Source organism: Actinokineospora sp. PR83 (assembly GCF_021056305.1).
Taxonomy (GTDB): Bacteria; Actinomycetota; Actinomycetes; order Mycobacteriales; family Pseudonocardiaceae; genus Actinokineospora; species Actinokineospora spheciospongiae.
On the sequence record NZ_JAJCXD010000118.1, the window covers coordinates 13393 to 29265 of the forward strand.

The 15873-nt window shown below is 73.4% G+C and carries 19 protein-coding genes; 11 read left to right on the forward strand and 8 right to left on the reverse strand.

The window, feature by feature from the left end; translation table 11 throughout:
• On the reverse strand, nt 1-370 hold a 370-nt coding region (locus L6E12_RS31145; RefSeq protein WP_236231499.1), incomplete at its 3' end, for a hypothetical protein.
• 391 nt (nt 371-761) lie between these two features.
• On the opposite strand from L6E12_RS31145, the gene L6E12_RS31150 reads away from it, so the two are divergent.
• Genes L6E12_RS31150 through L6E12_RS31165 form a run of 4 tightly spaced genes read left to right on the forward strand, consistent with a single transcriptional unit; the run spans nt 762 to nt 4225 of the window.
• A complete protein-coding gene (locus L6E12_RS31150) occupies nt 762-1274 on the forward strand; it encodes a sigma-70 family RNA polymerase sigma factor (RefSeq protein WP_236231500.1) in 513 nt (170 codons plus the stop codon).
• Nucleotides 1258-2343 carry a hypothetical protein gene (locus L6E12_RS31155; protein ID WP_236231501.1) on the forward strand — a complete coding sequence of 362 codons (1086 nt, stop codon included), beginning with the start codon at nt 1258-1260 and terminating at the stop codon, nt 2341-2343. Before L6E12_RS31150 ends, L6E12_RS31155 begins: the two co-directional genes overlap by 17 nt.
• Before the next feature lie 2 nt (nt 2344-2345).
• Nucleotides 2346-3374 carry an ABC transporter ATP-binding protein gene (locus L6E12_RS31160; RefSeq protein WP_236231502.1) on the forward strand — a complete coding sequence of 343 codons (1029 nt, stop codon included), beginning with the start codon at nt 2346-2348 and terminating at the stop codon, nt 3372-3374.
• On the forward strand, nt 3371-4225 hold the full coding sequence (locus tag L6E12_RS31165) for an ABC transporter permease (RefSeq protein WP_236231503.1): 855 nt from the start codon (nt 3371-3373) through the stop codon (nt 4223-4225). The genes L6E12_RS31160 and L6E12_RS31165 overlap by 4 nt, the downstream gene beginning before the upstream one ends.
• Before the next feature lie 118 nt (nt 4226-4343).
• Here L6E12_RS31165 and L6E12_RS31170 read toward each other — a convergent pair whose 3' ends face one another.
• Nucleotides 4344-4817 carry a DUF4265 domain-containing protein gene (locus tag L6E12_RS31170; RefSeq protein ID WP_236231504.1) on the reverse strand — a complete coding sequence of 158 codons (474 nt, stop codon included), beginning with the start codon at nt 4815-4817 and terminating at the stop codon, nt 4344-4346.
• Nucleotides 4818-5140: 323 nt separating this feature from the next.
• On the opposite strand from L6E12_RS31170, the gene L6E12_RS31175 reads away from it, so the two are divergent.
• Nucleotides 5141-6019, forward strand: coding sequence for a hypothetical protein (locus L6E12_RS31175; RefSeq protein ID WP_236231505.1), 879 nt, complete (start codon nt 5141-5143; stop codon nt 6017-6019).
• 60 nt (nt 6020-6079) lie between these two features.
• Here L6E12_RS31175 and L6E12_RS31180 read toward each other — a convergent pair whose 3' ends face one another.
• Complete coding sequence (locus L6E12_RS31180) at nt 6080-6688, reverse strand: SGNH/GDSL hydrolase family protein (protein WP_236231506.1); 609 nt, start codon at nt 6686-6688, stop codon at nt 6080-6082.
• Between the two features lie 182 nt (nt 6689-6870).
• Here L6E12_RS31180 and L6E12_RS31185 point away from each other — a divergent pair, with 182 nt between their 5' ends.
• The 3 genes from L6E12_RS31185 (at nt 6871) to L6E12_RS31195 (ending at nt 8759) form a co-directional block, all read left to right on the forward strand.
• Nucleotides 6871-7281, forward strand: a complete 411-nt coding sequence (locus L6E12_RS31185) for a hypothetical protein (RefSeq protein ID WP_236231507.1) — start codon at nt 6871-6873, stop codon at nt 7279-7281.
• 136 nt (nt 7282-7417) lie between these two features.
• Nucleotides 7418-8458, forward strand: a complete 1041-nt coding sequence (locus tag L6E12_RS31190) for a YhjD/YihY/BrkB family envelope integrity protein (protein ID WP_374201977.1) — start codon at nt 7418-7420, stop codon at nt 8456-8458.
• 109 nt (nt 8459-8567) lie between these two features.
• A complete protein-coding gene (locus L6E12_RS31195; RefSeq protein WP_236231509.1) occupies nt 8568-8759 on the forward strand; it encodes a hypothetical protein in 192 nt (63 codons plus the stop codon).
• Nucleotides 8760-8773: 14 nt separating this feature from the next.
• Here L6E12_RS31195 and L6E12_RS31200 read toward each other — a convergent pair whose 3' ends face one another.
• Nucleotides 8774-9583, reverse strand: coding sequence for a DUF1206 domain-containing protein (locus L6E12_RS31200; protein WP_236231510.1), 810 nt, complete (start codon nt 9581-9583; stop codon nt 8774-8776).
• Between the two features lie 107 nt (nt 9584-9690).
• On the reverse strand, nt 9691-9918 hold the full coding sequence (locus L6E12_RS31205; RefSeq protein ID WP_236231511.1) for a hypothetical protein: 228 nt from the start codon (nt 9916-9918) through the stop codon (nt 9691-9693).
• 224 nt (nt 9919-10142) lie between these two features.
• Between L6E12_RS31205 and L6E12_RS31210 the strand changes: the two genes are divergently transcribed.
• Nucleotides 10143-10796: a hypothetical protein gene (locus L6E12_RS31210; RefSeq protein WP_236231512.1), complete on the forward strand. Its 654-nt coding sequence runs from the start codon at nt 10143-10145 to the stop codon at nt 10794-10796.
• A gap of 27 nt (nt 10797-10823) precedes the next feature.
• Here L6E12_RS31210 and L6E12_RS31215 read toward each other — a convergent pair whose 3' ends face one another.
• The 3 genes from L6E12_RS31215 to L6E12_RS31225 form a co-directional block, all read right to left on the reverse strand.
• On the reverse strand, nt 10824-11486 hold the full coding sequence (locus L6E12_RS31215) for a hypothetical protein (RefSeq protein WP_236231513.1): 663 nt from the start codon (nt 11484-11486) through the stop codon (nt 10824-10826).
• A complete protein-coding gene (locus L6E12_RS31220) occupies nt 11483-12331 on the reverse strand; it encodes an ATP-binding cassette domain-containing protein (RefSeq protein ID WP_236231514.1) in 849 nt (282 codons plus the stop codon). Before L6E12_RS31220 ends, L6E12_RS31215 begins: the two co-directional genes overlap by 4 nt.
• Nucleotides 12332-12444: 113 nt before the next feature.
• Nucleotides 12445-13008: a nuclear transport factor 2 family protein gene (locus L6E12_RS31225; RefSeq protein WP_236231515.1), complete on the reverse strand. Its 564-nt coding sequence runs from the start codon at nt 13006-13008 to the stop codon at nt 12445-12447.
• 19 nt (nt 13009-13027) lie between these two features.
• On the opposite strand from L6E12_RS31225, the gene L6E12_RS31230 reads away from it, so the two are divergent.
• Nucleotides 13028-13795, forward strand: a complete 768-nt coding sequence (locus tag L6E12_RS31230) for a TetR/AcrR family transcriptional regulator (RefSeq protein WP_236231516.1) — start codon at nt 13028-13030, stop codon at nt 13793-13795.
• A gap of 9 nt (nt 13796-13804) precedes the next feature.
• A complete protein-coding gene (locus L6E12_RS31235) occupies nt 13805-15022 on the forward strand; it encodes a cytochrome P450 (RefSeq protein WP_236231517.1) in 1218 nt (405 codons plus the stop codon).
• Nucleotides 15023-15873: the final 851 nt, after the last annotated feature.

A 15873-nucleotide genomic window follows, 5' to 3' on the forward strand; every position in this document is an offset into this window, starting at 1 on the left:
CCAGCTCCCGCAGCGCCGCGTCCCCGGCCCGCCGCAGGTCGTCGGTCTCGGCCGCCAGCCGCGCCGCGGCGAACACCGGCCCCAGCACCGCCGCCAACCCCTCCAGCGGCCCGGCCGACTCCGGGCACACCGCCACCACCCCCTGCGCCTCGCCGCCGTGCTCCACCACGGCCGACCAGGCGGGGCCGTCCACCCCCCAGCCGAACCGGTTCCCGGCCACGGTGAACCAGCACCCGTCGACCTCCGCGGCCCCGGCGATCGCTTCGGCCAGCGCCCCCAGGTCCGGCCACGGGCTGCCCGAGGCGCGGGGGAGCGCCAGGCAATCGGAGACCGCCGCCACCGCCCGGCCTTCCCGTTCTCGCACCCGCACGCCACGACCGTACTCCGGTGATCACCCTCCGTCACCCGCGGTCTTCCACGCGGTCGCGTTGGTGATGCTGCGTGACGGCGAAGTGTTTGGAAGCCGGGGTTTTGCTGTGGTTTCCGGTTGGGCCGGGCGTGGTCGCAGCCCGCACTCCTGCCGTGGTGCTCAACGGGAACCGGGTGCGTCCGACGCCCGGCATGGTGCTGTCGGTGCCCGAATGGGGCCGTTCGGCTGTGCGTTTGAAGCCCGGAATTTTTCCGGCTGTGTCCGGGTGTCACATTCGTGGGCCCGGCGGTGCTGTAGGGGTATGGAGTTGGTTCAGCGCGGTCGAGCGGCCCCGGCGGCCGTCTTGGCGGTTCCCGGTGCCGGGGTGGGGCGGCGGGAGAGGGGCGGGGGCGTGGCGGACAGCGGTGGCGTGCGCCCGGACCTGGCCGAGGTGTTCCGCCGGGAGTACCGGTGGGTGGTCGGTGTGGCGGCCCGGGTCCTGGGTTCCCGGGACCAGGCCGAGGACGTGGCGCAGGAGGTGTTCCTCTCCTTCGGCCGTTCTCAGGTGCCCGAGGGGGAAGCCCGGGGGTGGCTGTCGGTCGCCGCCGCGCACACCGCGCTGAACCTGATCCGCTCCGGGCGCCGCCGCGCCTCGCGGGAGGAGACCGCCGCCGCCGCGGAGCCCGTCGTCGTGGGCGACGTGGCCGACGCGGTGGTGGTGACCGAGGAGCGCGGCCGGGTCCGGGCGGCGCTCGGGCGGTTGCCCCGCAAGCAGGCCGTGGCCCTGGTGCTGCGGCATAGCGGCCTGAGCTACGCCGAGGTGGCCGCGGCGCTCGACATGTCCCCCGGCAGCGTCGGCACCACCGTGCGACGCGCCGAAACCGCTCTGCGTGAGGAGTTGAACCGTCATGCGTCATCCGGGTGAGGGCGTGCTGCGCAGGCTGGTCGACGAGCCCGCGGGCGTCGCCGACGCCGATCGGCGGCACGTCGCGGACTGCACGCGGTGCCTGGAGGAGTTGGCGGGTGTGCGCGAAGACGCCGCCCGCGTCGGTGCGGCCCTGTCGGTGGGTGCGCGAACCGACATCGATGGAGTTGACATCGATGTCGACGCGGCCTGGCAGCGGCTGTCCGCGGTGCCCGTGGAGCGGTCCGTGCGGGCGATGACGCCGCGCCGGGGGCGCTCGATCCTGCGGCGCCCGGTCGTCGCGGCGCTCGCCGCCGCTGTCGTGCTGGCGGGGGCGGGTACCGCCGCCGCCAACGACTGGCTGCCGATCTTCCGGACCGAACAGGTCGGCGCGGTCAGCCTCAGCACCGCCGACGTGATGGCCCTGCCCGACCTGAGCGCCTACGGCGACGTCGCCGTGACCCGGGACGGCGACGTGCACCGGGTGCGCGACGCGGCGGCCGCGACCGCCGAGACCGGGGTCGACGTGCCGGAGTTGGCCGTGCTGCCCCGCGGGGTCTCGGGCGGCCCGGAGTACCGGGTGGGCGGCAAGGTCAGCATCACGTTCACCTTCGCCGCGGAGCGCGCCGCGCGGGCCGCCGCCGGGGCCGGGGAGCGGATGCCGTCGCCCCCGCCGGGGGTGGACGGCAGCCAGGTGCGGTTGGTGGCGGGACCGGGGGTGGCCGCGGTCTGGTCGCAGGCCGCCGGTGTGCCCGCGCTCGTGGTGGGGCGCGCTGTCGCGCCCACGGCGGTGTCCGCCGGGGTGCCGTTCGAGGTCGTGCGGGACTACCTGCTGTCCTTCCCGGGCCTGCCCGAGAACATCGCGGCGCAGTTGCGCGCCTTCTCCAACGGCTCCACGCTGCCGCTGCCCGTGCCCGGCGACCACGTCACCAGCTCGACCGCGCAGGTGCACGGCGTGCCCGCCACCGTCCTGGCCACCAGGGACGCCACGATGGCGGCCGTGGTGTGGGTCGACGACGGGGTGGTCACCGCGGTGGCCGGGGCGTTCGACGCCGACGAGGTGCTGGCGATCGCCGGGGAGGTGCGCTGACCATGACCGGGCAGAACACGCGGGACGCCGCGCGGCTGGTGGCCGACCTGCCACCCACACCCGCCGCGTGGTGTTCGGGGCTGCGCAAGGGGTACCGGCGGCGGCAGGCGGTGGACGACGTGTCGTTCCAGGTCGGCCGCGGCGAGGTGGTCGGGCTGCTCGGACCCAACGGGGCGGGCAAGACCACGGTGATCAAGATGCTGCTCGGCCTGGTCACCCCGGACGCCGGGGAGGCCATGCTCCTGGGCCGCCCGGCGCGCGAACCGGCCGCCCGCGTTGGCGTCGGCTACCTGCCCGAGCTGTTCCGGTACCAGCCGTGGCTGACCGCGGCGGAGGTGCTGGCCCTGCACGTCCGGCTGGCCGGGGCCGACGTGCCGAGGCAGGAGCAGCGCGACTGCCTGGGATTGGTGGGGCTGGCCGACCGGGCGGGCGACCGCGTCGGCGGCTTCTCCAAGGGGATGCAGCAGCGGCTCGGCCTGGCGGTGGCCCTGGTGGCCCGCCCCGAACTGGTGGTCCTGGACGAACCCACCAGCGCCCTGGACCCGCTCGGCCGCGCCGACGTGCGCGACATCGTGCTGTCGCTCAAGTCGCGCGGCGTCGCGGTGCTGCTCAACTCGCACCTCATCGGTGAGGTGGAACGGGTCTGCGACCGGGCGGTCATCCTCGACCACGGCCGCGTCGTCGCCTCGGGCACCCTCGCCGAACTGCTCGGCACCCGCGAGGTCCGCCTCCGCCTGACCGACCTCACCCCGGCCGCCGAAGCGCGCCTGACCGCCACCGGCACCGTCAACCGGCAGGGCGACTGGTTCACCGTCGCCCTGCCCGCCGTCGAGGACGACACCACCGTCCCGGACCTGGTGCACGACCTGGCCGCCGCGGGTGTGCGGCTGCACGCCGTCGAACCGGCGCGGATCAGCCTGGAGCAACGCCTGCTGGGCATCCTCCGCGCGGAGAACGCCCGCGCTGAGCACAAGAACGCCGAGAACAAGACCGCAGGCAACAAGAGCGCGGAGAACGGGAGCGACCGATGACGACGGTCCGAACGGTGTTGACCATCGCCGCCCTGACCCTGCGCGAGGCGTCCCGCAGGCGCGTGCTGTGGGCCCTGGCGGTGCTCACGGTCGCCCTGCTCGGCCTGAGCGCCTGGGGTTTCTCCCGGTTGCTGGCCGAATCCGGGATGGAACTCACCAGCGGCCAAGCCCGGTTGGTGGCCTCCCAGCTCCTCAACCTGGTCATGTTCGGCTTCAGCCTGATCGCGGCCCTGGGCACGGCGTTCCTCACCGGCCCCACCCTGTCCGGCGAGACGGAGTCGGGCATCGCCCTGTCGGTGCTCGCCCGCCCGATCCGCCGCTCCGCGCTGCTGCTGGGCAAGTGGCTGGGCCTGGTGGCCTTCGGCAGCGGCTTCATCGTCCTCGCGGGCCTCGCCCAGTGCCTCGTGGTGCTGTGGACGGTGGACTACTGGCCCCCGCAGCCCGCCACCGCCCTCGCCCTGCTCGCCGCCCAGACCACCGTGCTGCTCACCCTGGGCCTGCTGCTGTCCACGGTCATCTCCCCGATGGCCTCCGGCGTGGTCGCGGTCGGCCTCTTCGGTGCCACCTGGGTCGCGGGCGTCGTCGGCGGCCTCGGCGCCGCCCTGGGCAACGAGGGCGTCGCCCGCGTCGGCACCGTCTCCCGGGTGCTCCTGCCCACCGACGGCCTCTGGCGCGGGGCCATGCACGGCTTCCAGGACGCGGCCGCGCTGGCGGACGCAGGCCCCGGCTTCGACGGCTTCCCGTTCCTGAGCCAGTCCGCGCTCAGCCCCGCCTACCTGGCGTGGGCGGCGCTGTGGGTGGCCATGATCTGGGGCCTGGCAGCCACCTCCTTCGTCCGCAAGGACCTGTGACCGCCGGGATACCGTGCCCCGTGGCCGACCCCCGGCGCGGCCTCACCGACACCGACTACGCCACCCTCGGCGGGTGGTCGCGGAACCGGCGATCCTGATCGGTCCCGCCGGTCGGGGCCTACGTCCCGGGTCGGTGCGGTGTGGCCAGGGCGGCTTCCTGGATGCCGATCTTCCCCGCCTCGTGCAGGCGGAGGAGGTCGGTCCGCAGGGACGGGTAGTCGACCTCCGGTGGCACGTCGACCGCCCACAGGACACCGGTGCTGAAGACCTCCCAGGAGCAACCGCGGCCCTCGAGCAGCGCCTCGACCGCCTCCCACGCCTCGTCGTCCAGGATGACCAATCGGACGGTCGAGTGCCCCGACTCGGCGACGAACCCGTCGAAGACGATTTCCCGCCGCTCGGAGTCGAGCCGGGCCTTGATGGTGTCACCCCAGGCGATGCCCTTCACGTAGAACGGCGTGTTGCGCACCTGGAACTCCGCCCGCACGGCGGTCTTCTCCACCCACAGCAGTTCGGAACCGGCGCACGCGTGGGAAGCGGTGTCCTCCGGGAGGTCGAAGACCACCTTCAGGAACCCCTCTGTGTCGGTCATGCGCCATCCCCTCGGTCTGGTCGTGGTGGTGCCGGGGGCACACGCTAGGCCATCGCGGCTCGTGGTGGTCACGGTCCGGTGGATTGCCCGGGGAAGTGGGCGCTCGGAAGTGTGCAGGAAGACGCGGTGCCACTGTCCTCACAGGCCGATCGTCACTCCGCGTCAGAGCGGCTACTCCACGCGTGGGAACGTCAGCCCCGTGCTGAAACAGCGTTCGCGCGCTGTCCGATAGGGAGTTCGTACAGCGTCCGAGCCGGGCGGACCGGGCGCCACCCGCGCCGCGACCGCCGTTCGGGCGGTTCGACTCCTGGATCGGAGTGACGATGCCTGACCTGAACGTGGAACTCACCGCCGGGCTCGACCGGGCCGGGTGCGGGGTGAACGCGTGGGGCACGCTGGCGCACACCATCACCGAGGACGAGGCGGCGGCCTTCGGCTTCGGCGACCAGGAGGGCATCCGGGCGGCGTGCGGTGCGGGCATCGGCAAGGCTCCGGACCGCTGGTTCCTGCGCAACCCCACCACGTCCCGCCCCCACCACGACAACTCCTACGACGTCTTCGGCTGGCAGCCGGTCACCGTCACCCTCCAGTCCACCGGCGCTGAGTTCCTCGGCGTCGACGCCGTGCCGGTGATCGCCCAGCACGTGCAGTGGGACAACGGGGGCGACCACCCCGTGCACCGCTCGGCGGGCATGTCGGTCGCCAAGTCCGAGACGGTCATCCGCTCGCAGACCCAGAGCGGTGCCTTCGCCTGCGCGGGCACGATCGGCGTCAGCGTCGACATCGAGGGGCGGCGGTCCTTCGGCTTCGAGACCGGCTGGTCCGACACCGCCTTCCGGAGCCGGTCCACCCTGGTCGGTGCGAGCGCGAGCAGTGACGTGCCCGCGCACTCCACCGAGACCGCCTACCTGGTGGCCGAATCGGTCACCGCGCGGTTCCGGGTCACCTACGAGGCGAGCCTCAGCGGTGTGCTGCTGACCGTGAACGACGACTGGTACGGCGGCCACCGCCACCGCGGCCTGGACCCCCGCTGGGTGCTGTGGCGGGCCGGTCTGCCCGCGACGGTCACCATCCAGCACGACTACGCGGTCGGCTTCCACTCCGGCGCCGAGGTCGACGTCGCGCCCGGGCCGTTCACCCCGGACCACCGGTCGGGGCGGAAGTGCTCCCGAGGTCAGGGCCGAGTGGGGTACGCGGCCTGAACGGCGGGGGCGGCGCGGGGGGCATCCGCGCCGTCCCCCGCGGACACCGGGTCGCGCGGGTCACGCGGCCCGGTGCTCCGCGGCAGCCCGGATGTGCGGGGCGAGCGCATCGGCGATGAGCGCGTACCCGGCGGGGGAGGGGTGGAACCGGTCGGCCGAGAACAGGCCCGGTTCCGCGGCGAACCGGTCGTGCAGGTCGGTCCCGACGGCCGCCACCGCGCCGCCCGCGCGCACCACCGCGTCGGCCTGGGCGCGGGCGTACATCGCGCTGACCTGGGAGACGAATGCCCGGTAGGCGGGCGGCACGTGCGAGACCACGCTGAGGTCGGGTGCGGTGGCCACGACCACCCGCGCCCCCGCGCGGCGCAGGTCCGCGACCGCCTCGTGCAGCAGTTGCGCGCCCGCGGCGGGCGGGGTGAACGAGGTGAGGTCGTTGGCGCCGATCACGACCAGCGCGAGGTCGACCCCGGTCGGCAGCACCCCCCGCACCTGGGCGGCGAGGTCGGTCGACCGCGCGCCGGACACGGCGTGCACCCCGAGGTCCACCCGGTGCCCGGCCGCGCGCAGCACGTCGGACATGAGGTGGCCCAGGGTCTGCTCGGCCCGCGCGCACCCCACACCCGCTGCGAGGGAGTCACCGAGGACGCGGAAACGGAGTTGTTCGCTCATCGTCGGTATCAACGCCGCGCCCGGTTCCGGTGCTCCCGCGTGCCGCCTATCTCACACCGGCCGCGACCACGGGATCCACATGTGTACCGGCGGGCGGGGGTGGTAACCGCTCCCTCGTCGGTGCCGCGGGTGTTCGCCGGAAGCGGTGGTGCGCGGCTCGGGTGAGCGGAGTGGAGCCGATCGTGGTTGTGATAACGCAGGAGAAGACGACCAACAGGGCAGTGGTCCGGGCGCGGGGGAGGGCGCTGGGGTGGGTCAGCCTGGGGTTGGGGGCGGCGCAGGTCCTCGCGCCCGGGGTGGTGCGGCGGCTGAGCGGGGTGGACGACTCCGACACCTCCCGGGTGGTCGTGCCGCTGGTGGGCGCGCGGGAACTCGTCCACGCGGCCGGGCTGCTGGGGAGCAAGCGGACCGGGGCGTGGGTGTGGACCCGGGTGGTGGGGGACGTGATCGACCTGACCGGGCTCGCCGTCGCCATGGGGAACCGCGGCGGCGGGCGGCGCAGGCGGGTCGCGGTCGCGCTCGGGGCCGTTGCCGCGATCGCCGCCGCCGACCTGGCGACGGCGCTGCGGGCGGGGAAACCGTTGCCGCGCTGAGCATCCGGCGGTGGGTCGCGGTCGGTGCGCGCCCGGGCGGGCGGTGGTCCCCGGCCGCTGCCTGCGGCGCCCGCACCCCCCGCACCGCCCATCGGCGGGGACCGTTCGGCAGGTCGGCCCGCCACCCAGTAGACATATGCCCGTGCGCACAAAACGATCACGGCCCGCGGTCGACTGGGGTGCGCGGTGGCGCCGGTCCCGCGAGCGGTACCGGTGGCTCGACCACCTCGCCCGCGCCGTCGACCGCTACATCGAGCACAGCGGCTACCAGTACGTCGCCTCGATCACCTACTTCAGCGTGCTGTCGCTGGTCCCCATGCTGATGGTGGGGTTCTCCACCGCCGGGTTCCTGCTGGCGGGCAGCCCCGAACTGCTCTCGGAACTGCGCGTCGGGGTGGCCAACGTGGTGCCCGGTCCGCTCGACGAGGAGGTGGGGCGGCTGCTGGACAACCTCATCGACCAGCGCACCCACATCGGCGTGCTGGGCCTGCTGATCGGCCTGTACTCCGGCTGGAACTGGATGAACGCCCTGCGCGACTCGCTCACCGCCATGTGGGACCAGCAGCGGGTCAACCAACCGCTGCTGCGGACCATCGTCCGCGACCTGCTCGCGCTGATCAGCCTGGTGCTGGCACTGCTGGTCTCGTTCGCGCTCACCGCGGTGGGCACGGCGGTCGGCGGCGACCTGCTGCGGTTGCTGGGGGTCGACGACACCGCGTGGGCGACCGCGCTGCTGCGGCTGGCGTCGCTGGTGCTGGTCCTGGTGGCCGACTGGCTGGTGTTCCTCTGGGTGCTGGCAAAGCTGCCCCGCCAACCGGTCGGCATCCGCAGCGCCGTGCGCGGCGCTGCGGCGGCCTCGGTCGGGTTCGAGCTGCTGAAGCTGGCGGGCAACGTCTACCTGGGCATCATCGGCGACTCGCCGACCGGGGTGGCCTTCGGTTCGGTGATCGGCCTGCTGGTGTTCATCTCACTGGTCTCGCGGCTGCTGGTCTTCATCACCGCGTGGACCGCCACCGGCCGCGACACCGCCAGGCGCCAGGCGATCCGCCCACCCCCCGCCGCGGCGCTCAACATCACCGCCACCGACCGGCCGAACCCGCTCGTCCCCGCCGCGGTGGGTGCCGTGGTGGGTGCGGTGACCGCCACCGTCCTCGGCCGCAGGCGCCGCCGCCGCTGACGCGCGGCGGTGGGTTGGTGATCAACCGGTCGGTTCGGTGATCACGGGCACGGGTACCTCCGGGTCAAGCGGTCGAGCCGCGGAACCTGTCGAGTGGGGGGAATCCACCATGCCCGGTCGTCCAGCGCGGCGCAGACTTCCGCTCGTCCTCGGCCTGCTGCTCGGCTCGGTCCTGATCACGCCGCTGCTGGCCGTGACCTTCGACCTCGGCCGCTGGGAACGGGTCATCCTCATCAGCCTCGTGACCAGCGCCACCGCAGCCCTGATCACCTACAAGGGCCGGCTCGGCTCCAAGCCCTGAACCCCGCCCCCGGGTCAGTGGCGGTGGGCCTTGGCGGCGGCGACGCAGTAGACGCCGAAGGCGGCGAAGCCCACGGCGATCAGGGCCAGCAGCACGGTGCCGTAGGGCTGGGCTGCCAGGGTGCGCAGGGCGTTGTCCAACCCGCCGGAGCGACCGGGGTCGGCGGTGACGGCGGCGATCCCGACCAGCACGCCGATGACGGCGTAGGCGGCACCCTTGCCGATCCAGCCCGCGCGACCCAACCGCTCGACCACGCGGCGGGAGCCCGCGGGCAGCTCGGAGAGGTCGAGGTCGCGCTCGAAGGACTTCTTGACCCCCTTGCGCAGCACCACGCCCGCGATCACCAGGATGCCCACGGCCACCGCCCCCACCAGCACCTGCCCGAACGGCAGCGCCAGCACGCGGGCGGTCAGCTCGCGCTGCGTCCCGGTGGAGTCGGACCCGCCCTTGCCCCGCGCGTACTGCTGCGCCGCCACGGCGATGGTGGTCGCGGTGATCGCGCGTGCGCCTGCGCCGATGCGCTTGCCGGTCCGCTTGCGCTTCTCCCGGACGTAGGTGTAGCCCGCGAACGCCTCCACCACCTGCCAGAGCACGAAGAACGCCAACCCGATCGCCAACGCCCACAACAGGAACGGCCCCAACGCGGTCTGCGACACCTCGGTGAGCGCGCCCTTGGAGTCGGCCTTGCGACTGGCGTCCCCGAGGGCCACCTGGGCGACGAGCCAGGCGATGATCACGTGCACGGCCCCGTAGAACACCATCCCGACCCGGCCCAGCCCCTGCACGGCGGGGTGGTCCTTCACCTCGCCCACTGCGCCGCTCACCTGGTGTCTCCTCGCCTCGTCGCCCGGACGGCGCCTACGTACCCCGGCCACCAACGGGTGAACCGCCAGGTCACCGCCGCCACGGCGCGGGCGGTGAGCTGCGCGGCTCAGCCCGCGGGGGAGAGGCGGGCGGCCAGGGTGGCGGCGAACTCCTCGGCGCGGGCCAACTGGACTCGCAGCTCGGTGCGGGTGACCACCTCACCGATGTGCGCGTGTTCGCCCACCACTGCTGCCCTTCCCCCGGTGCCGGGGGTCGAGGCGAGCCCCCGGCTCGACCGGGACGGCGGGCGGGTCGTCCACGCGGTGGCCGGGGAGTTGTTCTTCGCCTCTGGCAAGGACCTGGTGCACCGGTTCGACCACGCGGACGAACTCGACCGGGTGATACCCGGTTCAAGCCGATCGCCGGGCGGGCACCCCCGGAACGTCCTCACCGGACCCCGGGGCGGTGGTCAGGGCGGAGGTCGAGGCGGCGCAGCACCGGCGGTCCTCGGCCCGCGCCCGCGCGTCGGCGGCCCGGGTGGACCCGCCCGCCCGACGACGATCCACAGAGGAGCACTCGTTGCCAACCCGTAGGGCTCTCGCCGCCTGCGCCGTCACCGCAGGCATCCTGGGCGGCGCCACCGCGCTCGCCGCCGCCGCCCCGCCCGCCGCCGCGGCCGACGTGCCGTGGGCCCTGGTCGCCCGCACCACCGCCGAGTGCCTCGGCACCCCCACCACCGAGCTGCCCGCCCTGCCCGGCCTCGCCGCGATCGAGGTCCCCCGCGACCTGCCCCGGTTGCAGGACCCGGGCAGCGGCACCTGCTTCGCCGAAGCCGCCGCCGCCGCGACCAACCCGATCAAGGCCCTGGTCGACCAGGCGACGGGCCCGGCGGGCGCCCGCGCCGCCGCCCCGACCGCCCTGATCGGTGAACTCCTGAGCGACCCGTGCGCGGGCACCCGCGCCAAGTCCGGCATCAAGGCCGTGACCGCGCTGGTGGACGTCGGTGTCAAGGACACCGCGGTCCTGCCCACCCCGGAGAAGGTCGACTGCGTCCGGAACTCGGCCGAACCGGCGGCCGAACCGCTGCGAAACCTGATCACCAACGGCGCGGGGCAGTTGTCCCCGGCACCGACCTCGACCGCCGCCTCGTCGGCGCCGAGCAGCTCCGGCACGTCCTCGGCCCGGCCGACGTCGTCGGCGCCGACGGGTTCCAGCGCGCCCGCCGCGCCGTAGCCCGGCAGGCCGCCCGGGCGCCGCCGCTCAGTCCCGGCGGGTGGCGACGACCTGGGTGACCGCGGCGCACAGCAGCAGCACCACCACGGCCACGACCGCGTTCCACGCGGTCGTGGCCAGTACGTCGGCGGTGGCCGACTCGGTGCGCGCGAGCAGCAGGACCAGCGGGTTGATCGGCGGCAGCCCGCGCGTGAGCAGCACGACGACCAGCAGCAGCAGCGCGGCCAGCAGCGACCACCCCGGCCTGCGGAACACCAGCCGCGAGGTGACCATGCCGATGGCGGTGCCCAGGCAGGACGCGGCCACCAGCGCCACCGCGCCGGTCGCCAGGTCCAGGGCGGTCACCCGGTCGTTGCCCAACACCCCGGGCAGCACCACCACCAGCCCGGCCAGCACCACCGAGGTCAGCAGCACCACGACGACCACCGCGACCAGCAGCGCCCAGGTGCGGCCGGTGTTCACCGCGGTGATCGCGCGCTGCACCGGGTCCTCCACACCGATCAGCGCGGCGGTCGACCACGCGGAGCAGACCAGCGCCACCGCGGTCATCGGCGCGAAGATCGGCACCACCGGTTGCGCGCCCGCGTCGTTGGCGAACAGGGCCATGCACGCGATGAACACCAGCGCGGGCGGCAGGTACCGCTGGGAGTGGAACATGACCGCGGCCGTGTAGCGGACGAGGGCGATCACCGGTGCCTCCCGGGCGCGGCGGCGGGCTCGTCCACCCGCGCCACCGACCACCCCTGCCGCAACGCGGCCAGCAGGAACCCGTCGGCCTGCCCACTGATCACCCGCACCACGACCAGACCACCGTCGTCGCGCGCGTCGAACACCCCGTGCAGCAGCGGGTCGGCCAGCGGTGGCCCCGGCAGCCGGGGCGGGCGCAGCACCACGCGGGTGACGGCCACCCGGTCGGCGGGGTCGACGTCCACCACCGAGACGCGGCCCTCCCGCACGTGGCAGACGCGGTCCGCGGTCAGCGCCACCACGGATTCGCGGTGATCGGTGAACACCACCGAGCCGCCCGCCGCCGCGACCTCGGCGATCAGCTCGCCCAGCACACCGTGCGCGGCGCGGTCCAGGCCGGACCACGGCTCGTCCAGCGCGAGCAGCGCGGGTGGCACCACGAGGGCCTGCGCCACCGCCACCTTCTGCAGGTTCCCCTTGGACAACCCGCGCAGGGGCGTGTCGGCACCGCCGACGAGCGCGAGCCGCTCCAGCAGCCCCGACCCCCGCTCCACGGCTTGGGCCGTGCCCAGCCCGCGCAGCCTGCCCATGTGCGCCAGGTACGAGCGGGCGGTCAGCCGCTCGTCGGACGGGAACCGCTCCGGCACGTACCCGACCTGCCGCGGCCGGTCGAGCACCCGCCCGCTGGTCGGGCGGGTCGCACCCACCACGATCCGCAGCAGGGTCGACTTGCCCGAACCGTTGCCCCCGGTCACGGCGAGCACCTCGCCGGGCACGAGGTCCACGTCCACCCCGCGCAGCACCGCCCGGCCGCCGGAGTACCGCTTGCCGACACCACGCAGCCGCACAGGACGCCCTCCCACCGTCTCGTGCCACCGGGGTCCGCTGGGCCCGGACCCCGGTGCGCGTCCGAGCACCGACCCTAGGGCCTGCTCGGTGGGAGCGGGGTGTGGCGCGCTGGTCAGACCCGGGTGTCGCCGAAGTAGGTGCGGCGGGAGAGGATGAGGGCGCCGTGTTCGCCGGGTGGGTGGGCGACGGTGTCGAAGAAGTCGCTGAACCTGAGGTCCACTGTGGACCCGTCGCGCAGTGAGCCGGTGAACCGGCCCTCCACCGCGGCCTGCTCGCCCGACCGGAACACCGACAGGGTGTGGTGGCGGCCCCGGTCGACCAGGCGGGTGGAGCGGTAGAAGGCCCGGAGGTCGACCAGGCCGGTGATCGTCGGGTAGCCGGGGCGCTTGTAGCGGATGTCGTCGTGGAAGAGGTCGAACAGGGTGGGGTCGCCGGAGTCGACTCTGTCGTAGTACGAGCGGACCAGGGCTGTGATGGCGTCGATGTCGATCTCCTCGCCGCTGCGGTCCCCGACCGAATCGCCAGACCCTAGCCGGGGTCGTGGGGGGGTCGGTAGCGCCGAACGGGTGGTGGGGGAGCGGGGCCCGGGCTGTCTTGAGTGGACCTCGGCATTGGGGTTGTCGGATGGCGCGCGGGCGCTTAGGGTCAGTCGTGACCAAAAAACCGAATCGGTCAAACGTCCTGGGGGCTGTCGGGTGAGCGACACCGGGGCCGACCACGCCGAGCGCGCCGAACGCATCCTGGACGCGGCGGCCGGGCTCATCCTGCGGTGGGGCTACCAGCGGGTGACGATGCAGGACGTCGCCCGCGCCGCCGGGGTCGGCAAGGGCACGCTCTACCTGCACTGGCGCACCAGGGAGTCGCTGTTCGTCGCGGTGCTGCTGCGCGAGTCCATCGCCATGGTCGACGCGCTGCTGGACCGGATGCGGGCGGACCCCGAGGTCGTGCTCCTGCACCGGATGCAGCGGGTGTGCTTCGAGGTGGTGCTCGACCGGCCGCTGCTGCGCGCGGTCTACGGCGGCGACGGCGAGCTGCTGGGCAACCTGGCCCGGCACGCGAGCACCATGGACGAGGGCAGGCAGGCCGCCTTCCTGCGCTCCTACCTCGCCCGGCTGCGCGAGCACGGCCTGGTGCGCGCGGACACCGACCTCGACGACCAGGCGTACGCGGTGAACTGCGTCATCACCGGGTTCAACCTCACCGGACCGGTCACCGCCGACGACGTGCCCGCCTCGGACGCCCGCCGCGCCCGGGCACTGGCGGACACGCTGCGGGTGGCCTTCGAACCCGACCGGCGGCCCGACGCGCGCGTGCTGCGGCAGGTCGCCCCCCGGGTGGTCGCCGACCTGGAGGAGTTGCGGGACGCCTACGCCCGCCACCGGTTCGGTGACCGCCGACCCGACCGCCAGTCCGACAGCACGACCCCGAGCAGGACCGACACGACCGCGGGCACCGCCCGCTGAGAGGCAACCATGACTTCCTTACGCAACGGCCCCAGCCCCACCGAGCCCGCCGACCTGGTGGACCTGTTCACCCGGTTGGCCCACCACCGGGCCCACGAGCCGGTCGTGTTCAACGAGAGCATCCAGGCGTGGGAGGCGTTCAACCACCGCGACGTCACCCGCATCCTGTCCGACCCGGCGACGTTCTCCAGCGACATGTCCGAACTGGTGCCCAGCGACCCGGACATCGACAAGATCGCCAAGGGCAACCTGATCAGCATCGATCCGCCCTTGCACCGGCAGATGCGCGGTCTGGTCAGCAAGGCCTTCACCCCGAAGTTCGTCGCCGAGCTGGCCCCGCGCATCACCGAGGTCACCGCGGAACTGCTCGACGGGGTGGCCGGGCGCGACCGGTTCGACCTGGTCCACGAGCTGAGCTACCCGCTGCCGGTCATCGTGATCTCGGAGATGATCGGTATCCCCAGCTCCGACCGGGAGACCTTCCAGCGCTGGGCCGACATCCTGCTCAACAACGAGCCCCCGGCCGACGAACCGCTGCTCGACGCGCTCGGCGACCAGGTGGCCGCGATCGCGCCCACGGTCCGGGAGATGGGCGCCTACATGCTGGAGCACGTGCGGCGGCGCCGGGTGAACCCGACCGACGACCTGGTCACCGCGCTGGTCAACACGCAGGTGGACGGGCGTTCGCTGGACGACGACGAGATCGTCTGGTTCACCGCGCTGCTGCTGCTGGCGGGCCACATCACCACCACCGCGCTGCTCGGCAACACCCTGCTGTGCCTGGACTCGGCGCCGCGGGTGGTCGAGGACGTCCGGGCGGACCGCGGCCTGGTGCCGGGGATGCTGGAGGAGGTGCTGCGCATGCGCCCGCCGTTCACCAAGCTGGCCCGGCTCACCACCGCCGACGTCGAGCTGAGCGGCACGACGATCCCGGCCGGGCAGATCGTGTTCGCCTGGCTGGCCTCGGCCAACCGGGACGAGTCGGTGTTCACCGACCCCGAGGTCTTCGACCCCCGGCGCGAGTCCAGCAAGCAGGCGGGGTTCGGCCACGGCATCCACTTCTGCCTGGGTGCCCCGCTGGCCCGCTTGGAGGCCAAGATCGCGGTGAACATGCTGCTGGACCGCTACCGCGACATCCGGGTGGACCCGGAGGGCGAGATCGACTTCTTCGACGTGCACGCGCTGCTGGGCGCCAAGTCGGTGCCCGTGCTGGTCCAGCCCAACTGACCCGACCCCCCGAATGGCCCGGCAGGCGCACCCGTCTGCCGGGCCATTCGCACGTGCAGACAACTGTGCCGCGCGTCACTCTCCGAGCGGTTAGAGTGAGCCTCGATTTGGGTAAGCAGACGGTGTCGCTCCCCCGCGTGGGCGGGGACGGGGTCGTTGTCGGTGCAACCGATGGCGGGACCGGTCCCACGCGGGTGGCGGCACACTTCGACGGGAGGGCGTTTCTTTTTGGTGGTGTGACCGTTCGCGCGGCCGAGGGGGTCGCGACCAATCACCAGTGGCGGCCCGCGCCTGCGCAGTCGTGGGCTGGTGTTTTCCTGCGCGAGTGCCGAGGTGGACCGCGTATTCATTCGTGAGACGCTTCCGCGTGCTCACCGGCCGCGTACTTTCGCTGGCTGATTTCCCGGCTCGATCGCTGCGGTGCATTGGACGAATCCGCGTCGAGTGCCGTGGTTTGCAGATGACTGACAACTTGTGGGTCAACGCGTGAATTATTCACATCTTTAATGTGAATCAGTTTCTGGAATGGTGCAACACGCTGATGCGTCTGCGCACACCGCATTCCTTTGCGACAATCGGGTGATAAAAGCTCACAAAGCCACGTCGTCAGGCTTTTGTGAGGACGTGGCACGTTTGTGTCCAGTGGACGCGCGACCGGCGGCGGGTTCGACGCGGCGGGTGCGCCGGGGTGGCGTGGTGGCGGCGGACCGCAGGGGCGGGCAGGCGGCCCGGGCGTCGCGCGCCCGGGCCGCCGCGGCCCGCAGCGGTGGTCACGCCCCCATGGCCGCACGCAGACTCGCAGGTCGCATGTCGGTCCACTCGGCTTCGATGTAGTCGAGCGCGGCCTGTCT

Bases quoted from the DNA above. Each gene is read 5' to 3' on its own strand.
- L6E12_RS31155 (WP_236231501.1), top strand. From the start codon at position 1,258: ATGCGTCATCCGGGTGAGGGCGTGCTGCGCAGGCTGGTCGACGAGCCC.
- L6E12_RS31160 (WP_236231502.1), top strand. From the start codon at position 2,346: ATGACCGGGCAGAACACGCGGGACGCCGCGCGGCTGGTGGCCGACCTG.
- L6E12_RS31175 (WP_236231505.1), top strand. From the start codon at position 5,141: ATGCCTGACCTGAACGTGGAACTCACCGCCGGGCTCGACCGGGCCGGG.
- L6E12_RS31165 (WP_236231503.1), top strand. From the start codon at position 3,371: ATGACGACGGTCCGAACGGTGTTGACCATCGCCGCCCTGACCCTGCGC.
- L6E12_RS31195 (WP_236231509.1), top strand. From the start codon at position 8,568: ATGCCCGGTCGTCCAGCGCGGCGCAGACTTCCGCTCGTCCTCGGCCTG.
- L6E12_RS31235 (WP_236231517.1), top strand. From the start codon at position 13,805: ATGACTTCCTTACGCAACGGCCCCAGCCCCACCGAGCCCGCCGACCTG.
- L6E12_RS31170 (WP_236231504.1), bottom strand. From the start codon at position 4,817: ATGACCGACACAGAGGGGTTCCTGAAGGTGGTCTTCGACCTCCCGGAG.
- L6E12_RS31180 (WP_236231506.1), bottom strand. From the start codon at position 6,688: ATGAGCGAACAACTCCGTTTCCGCGTCCTCGGTGACTCCCTCGCAGCG.
- L6E12_RS31190 (WP_374201977.1), top strand. From the start codon at position 7,418: ATGCCCGTGCGCACAAAACGATCACGGCCCGCGGTCGACTGGGGTGCG.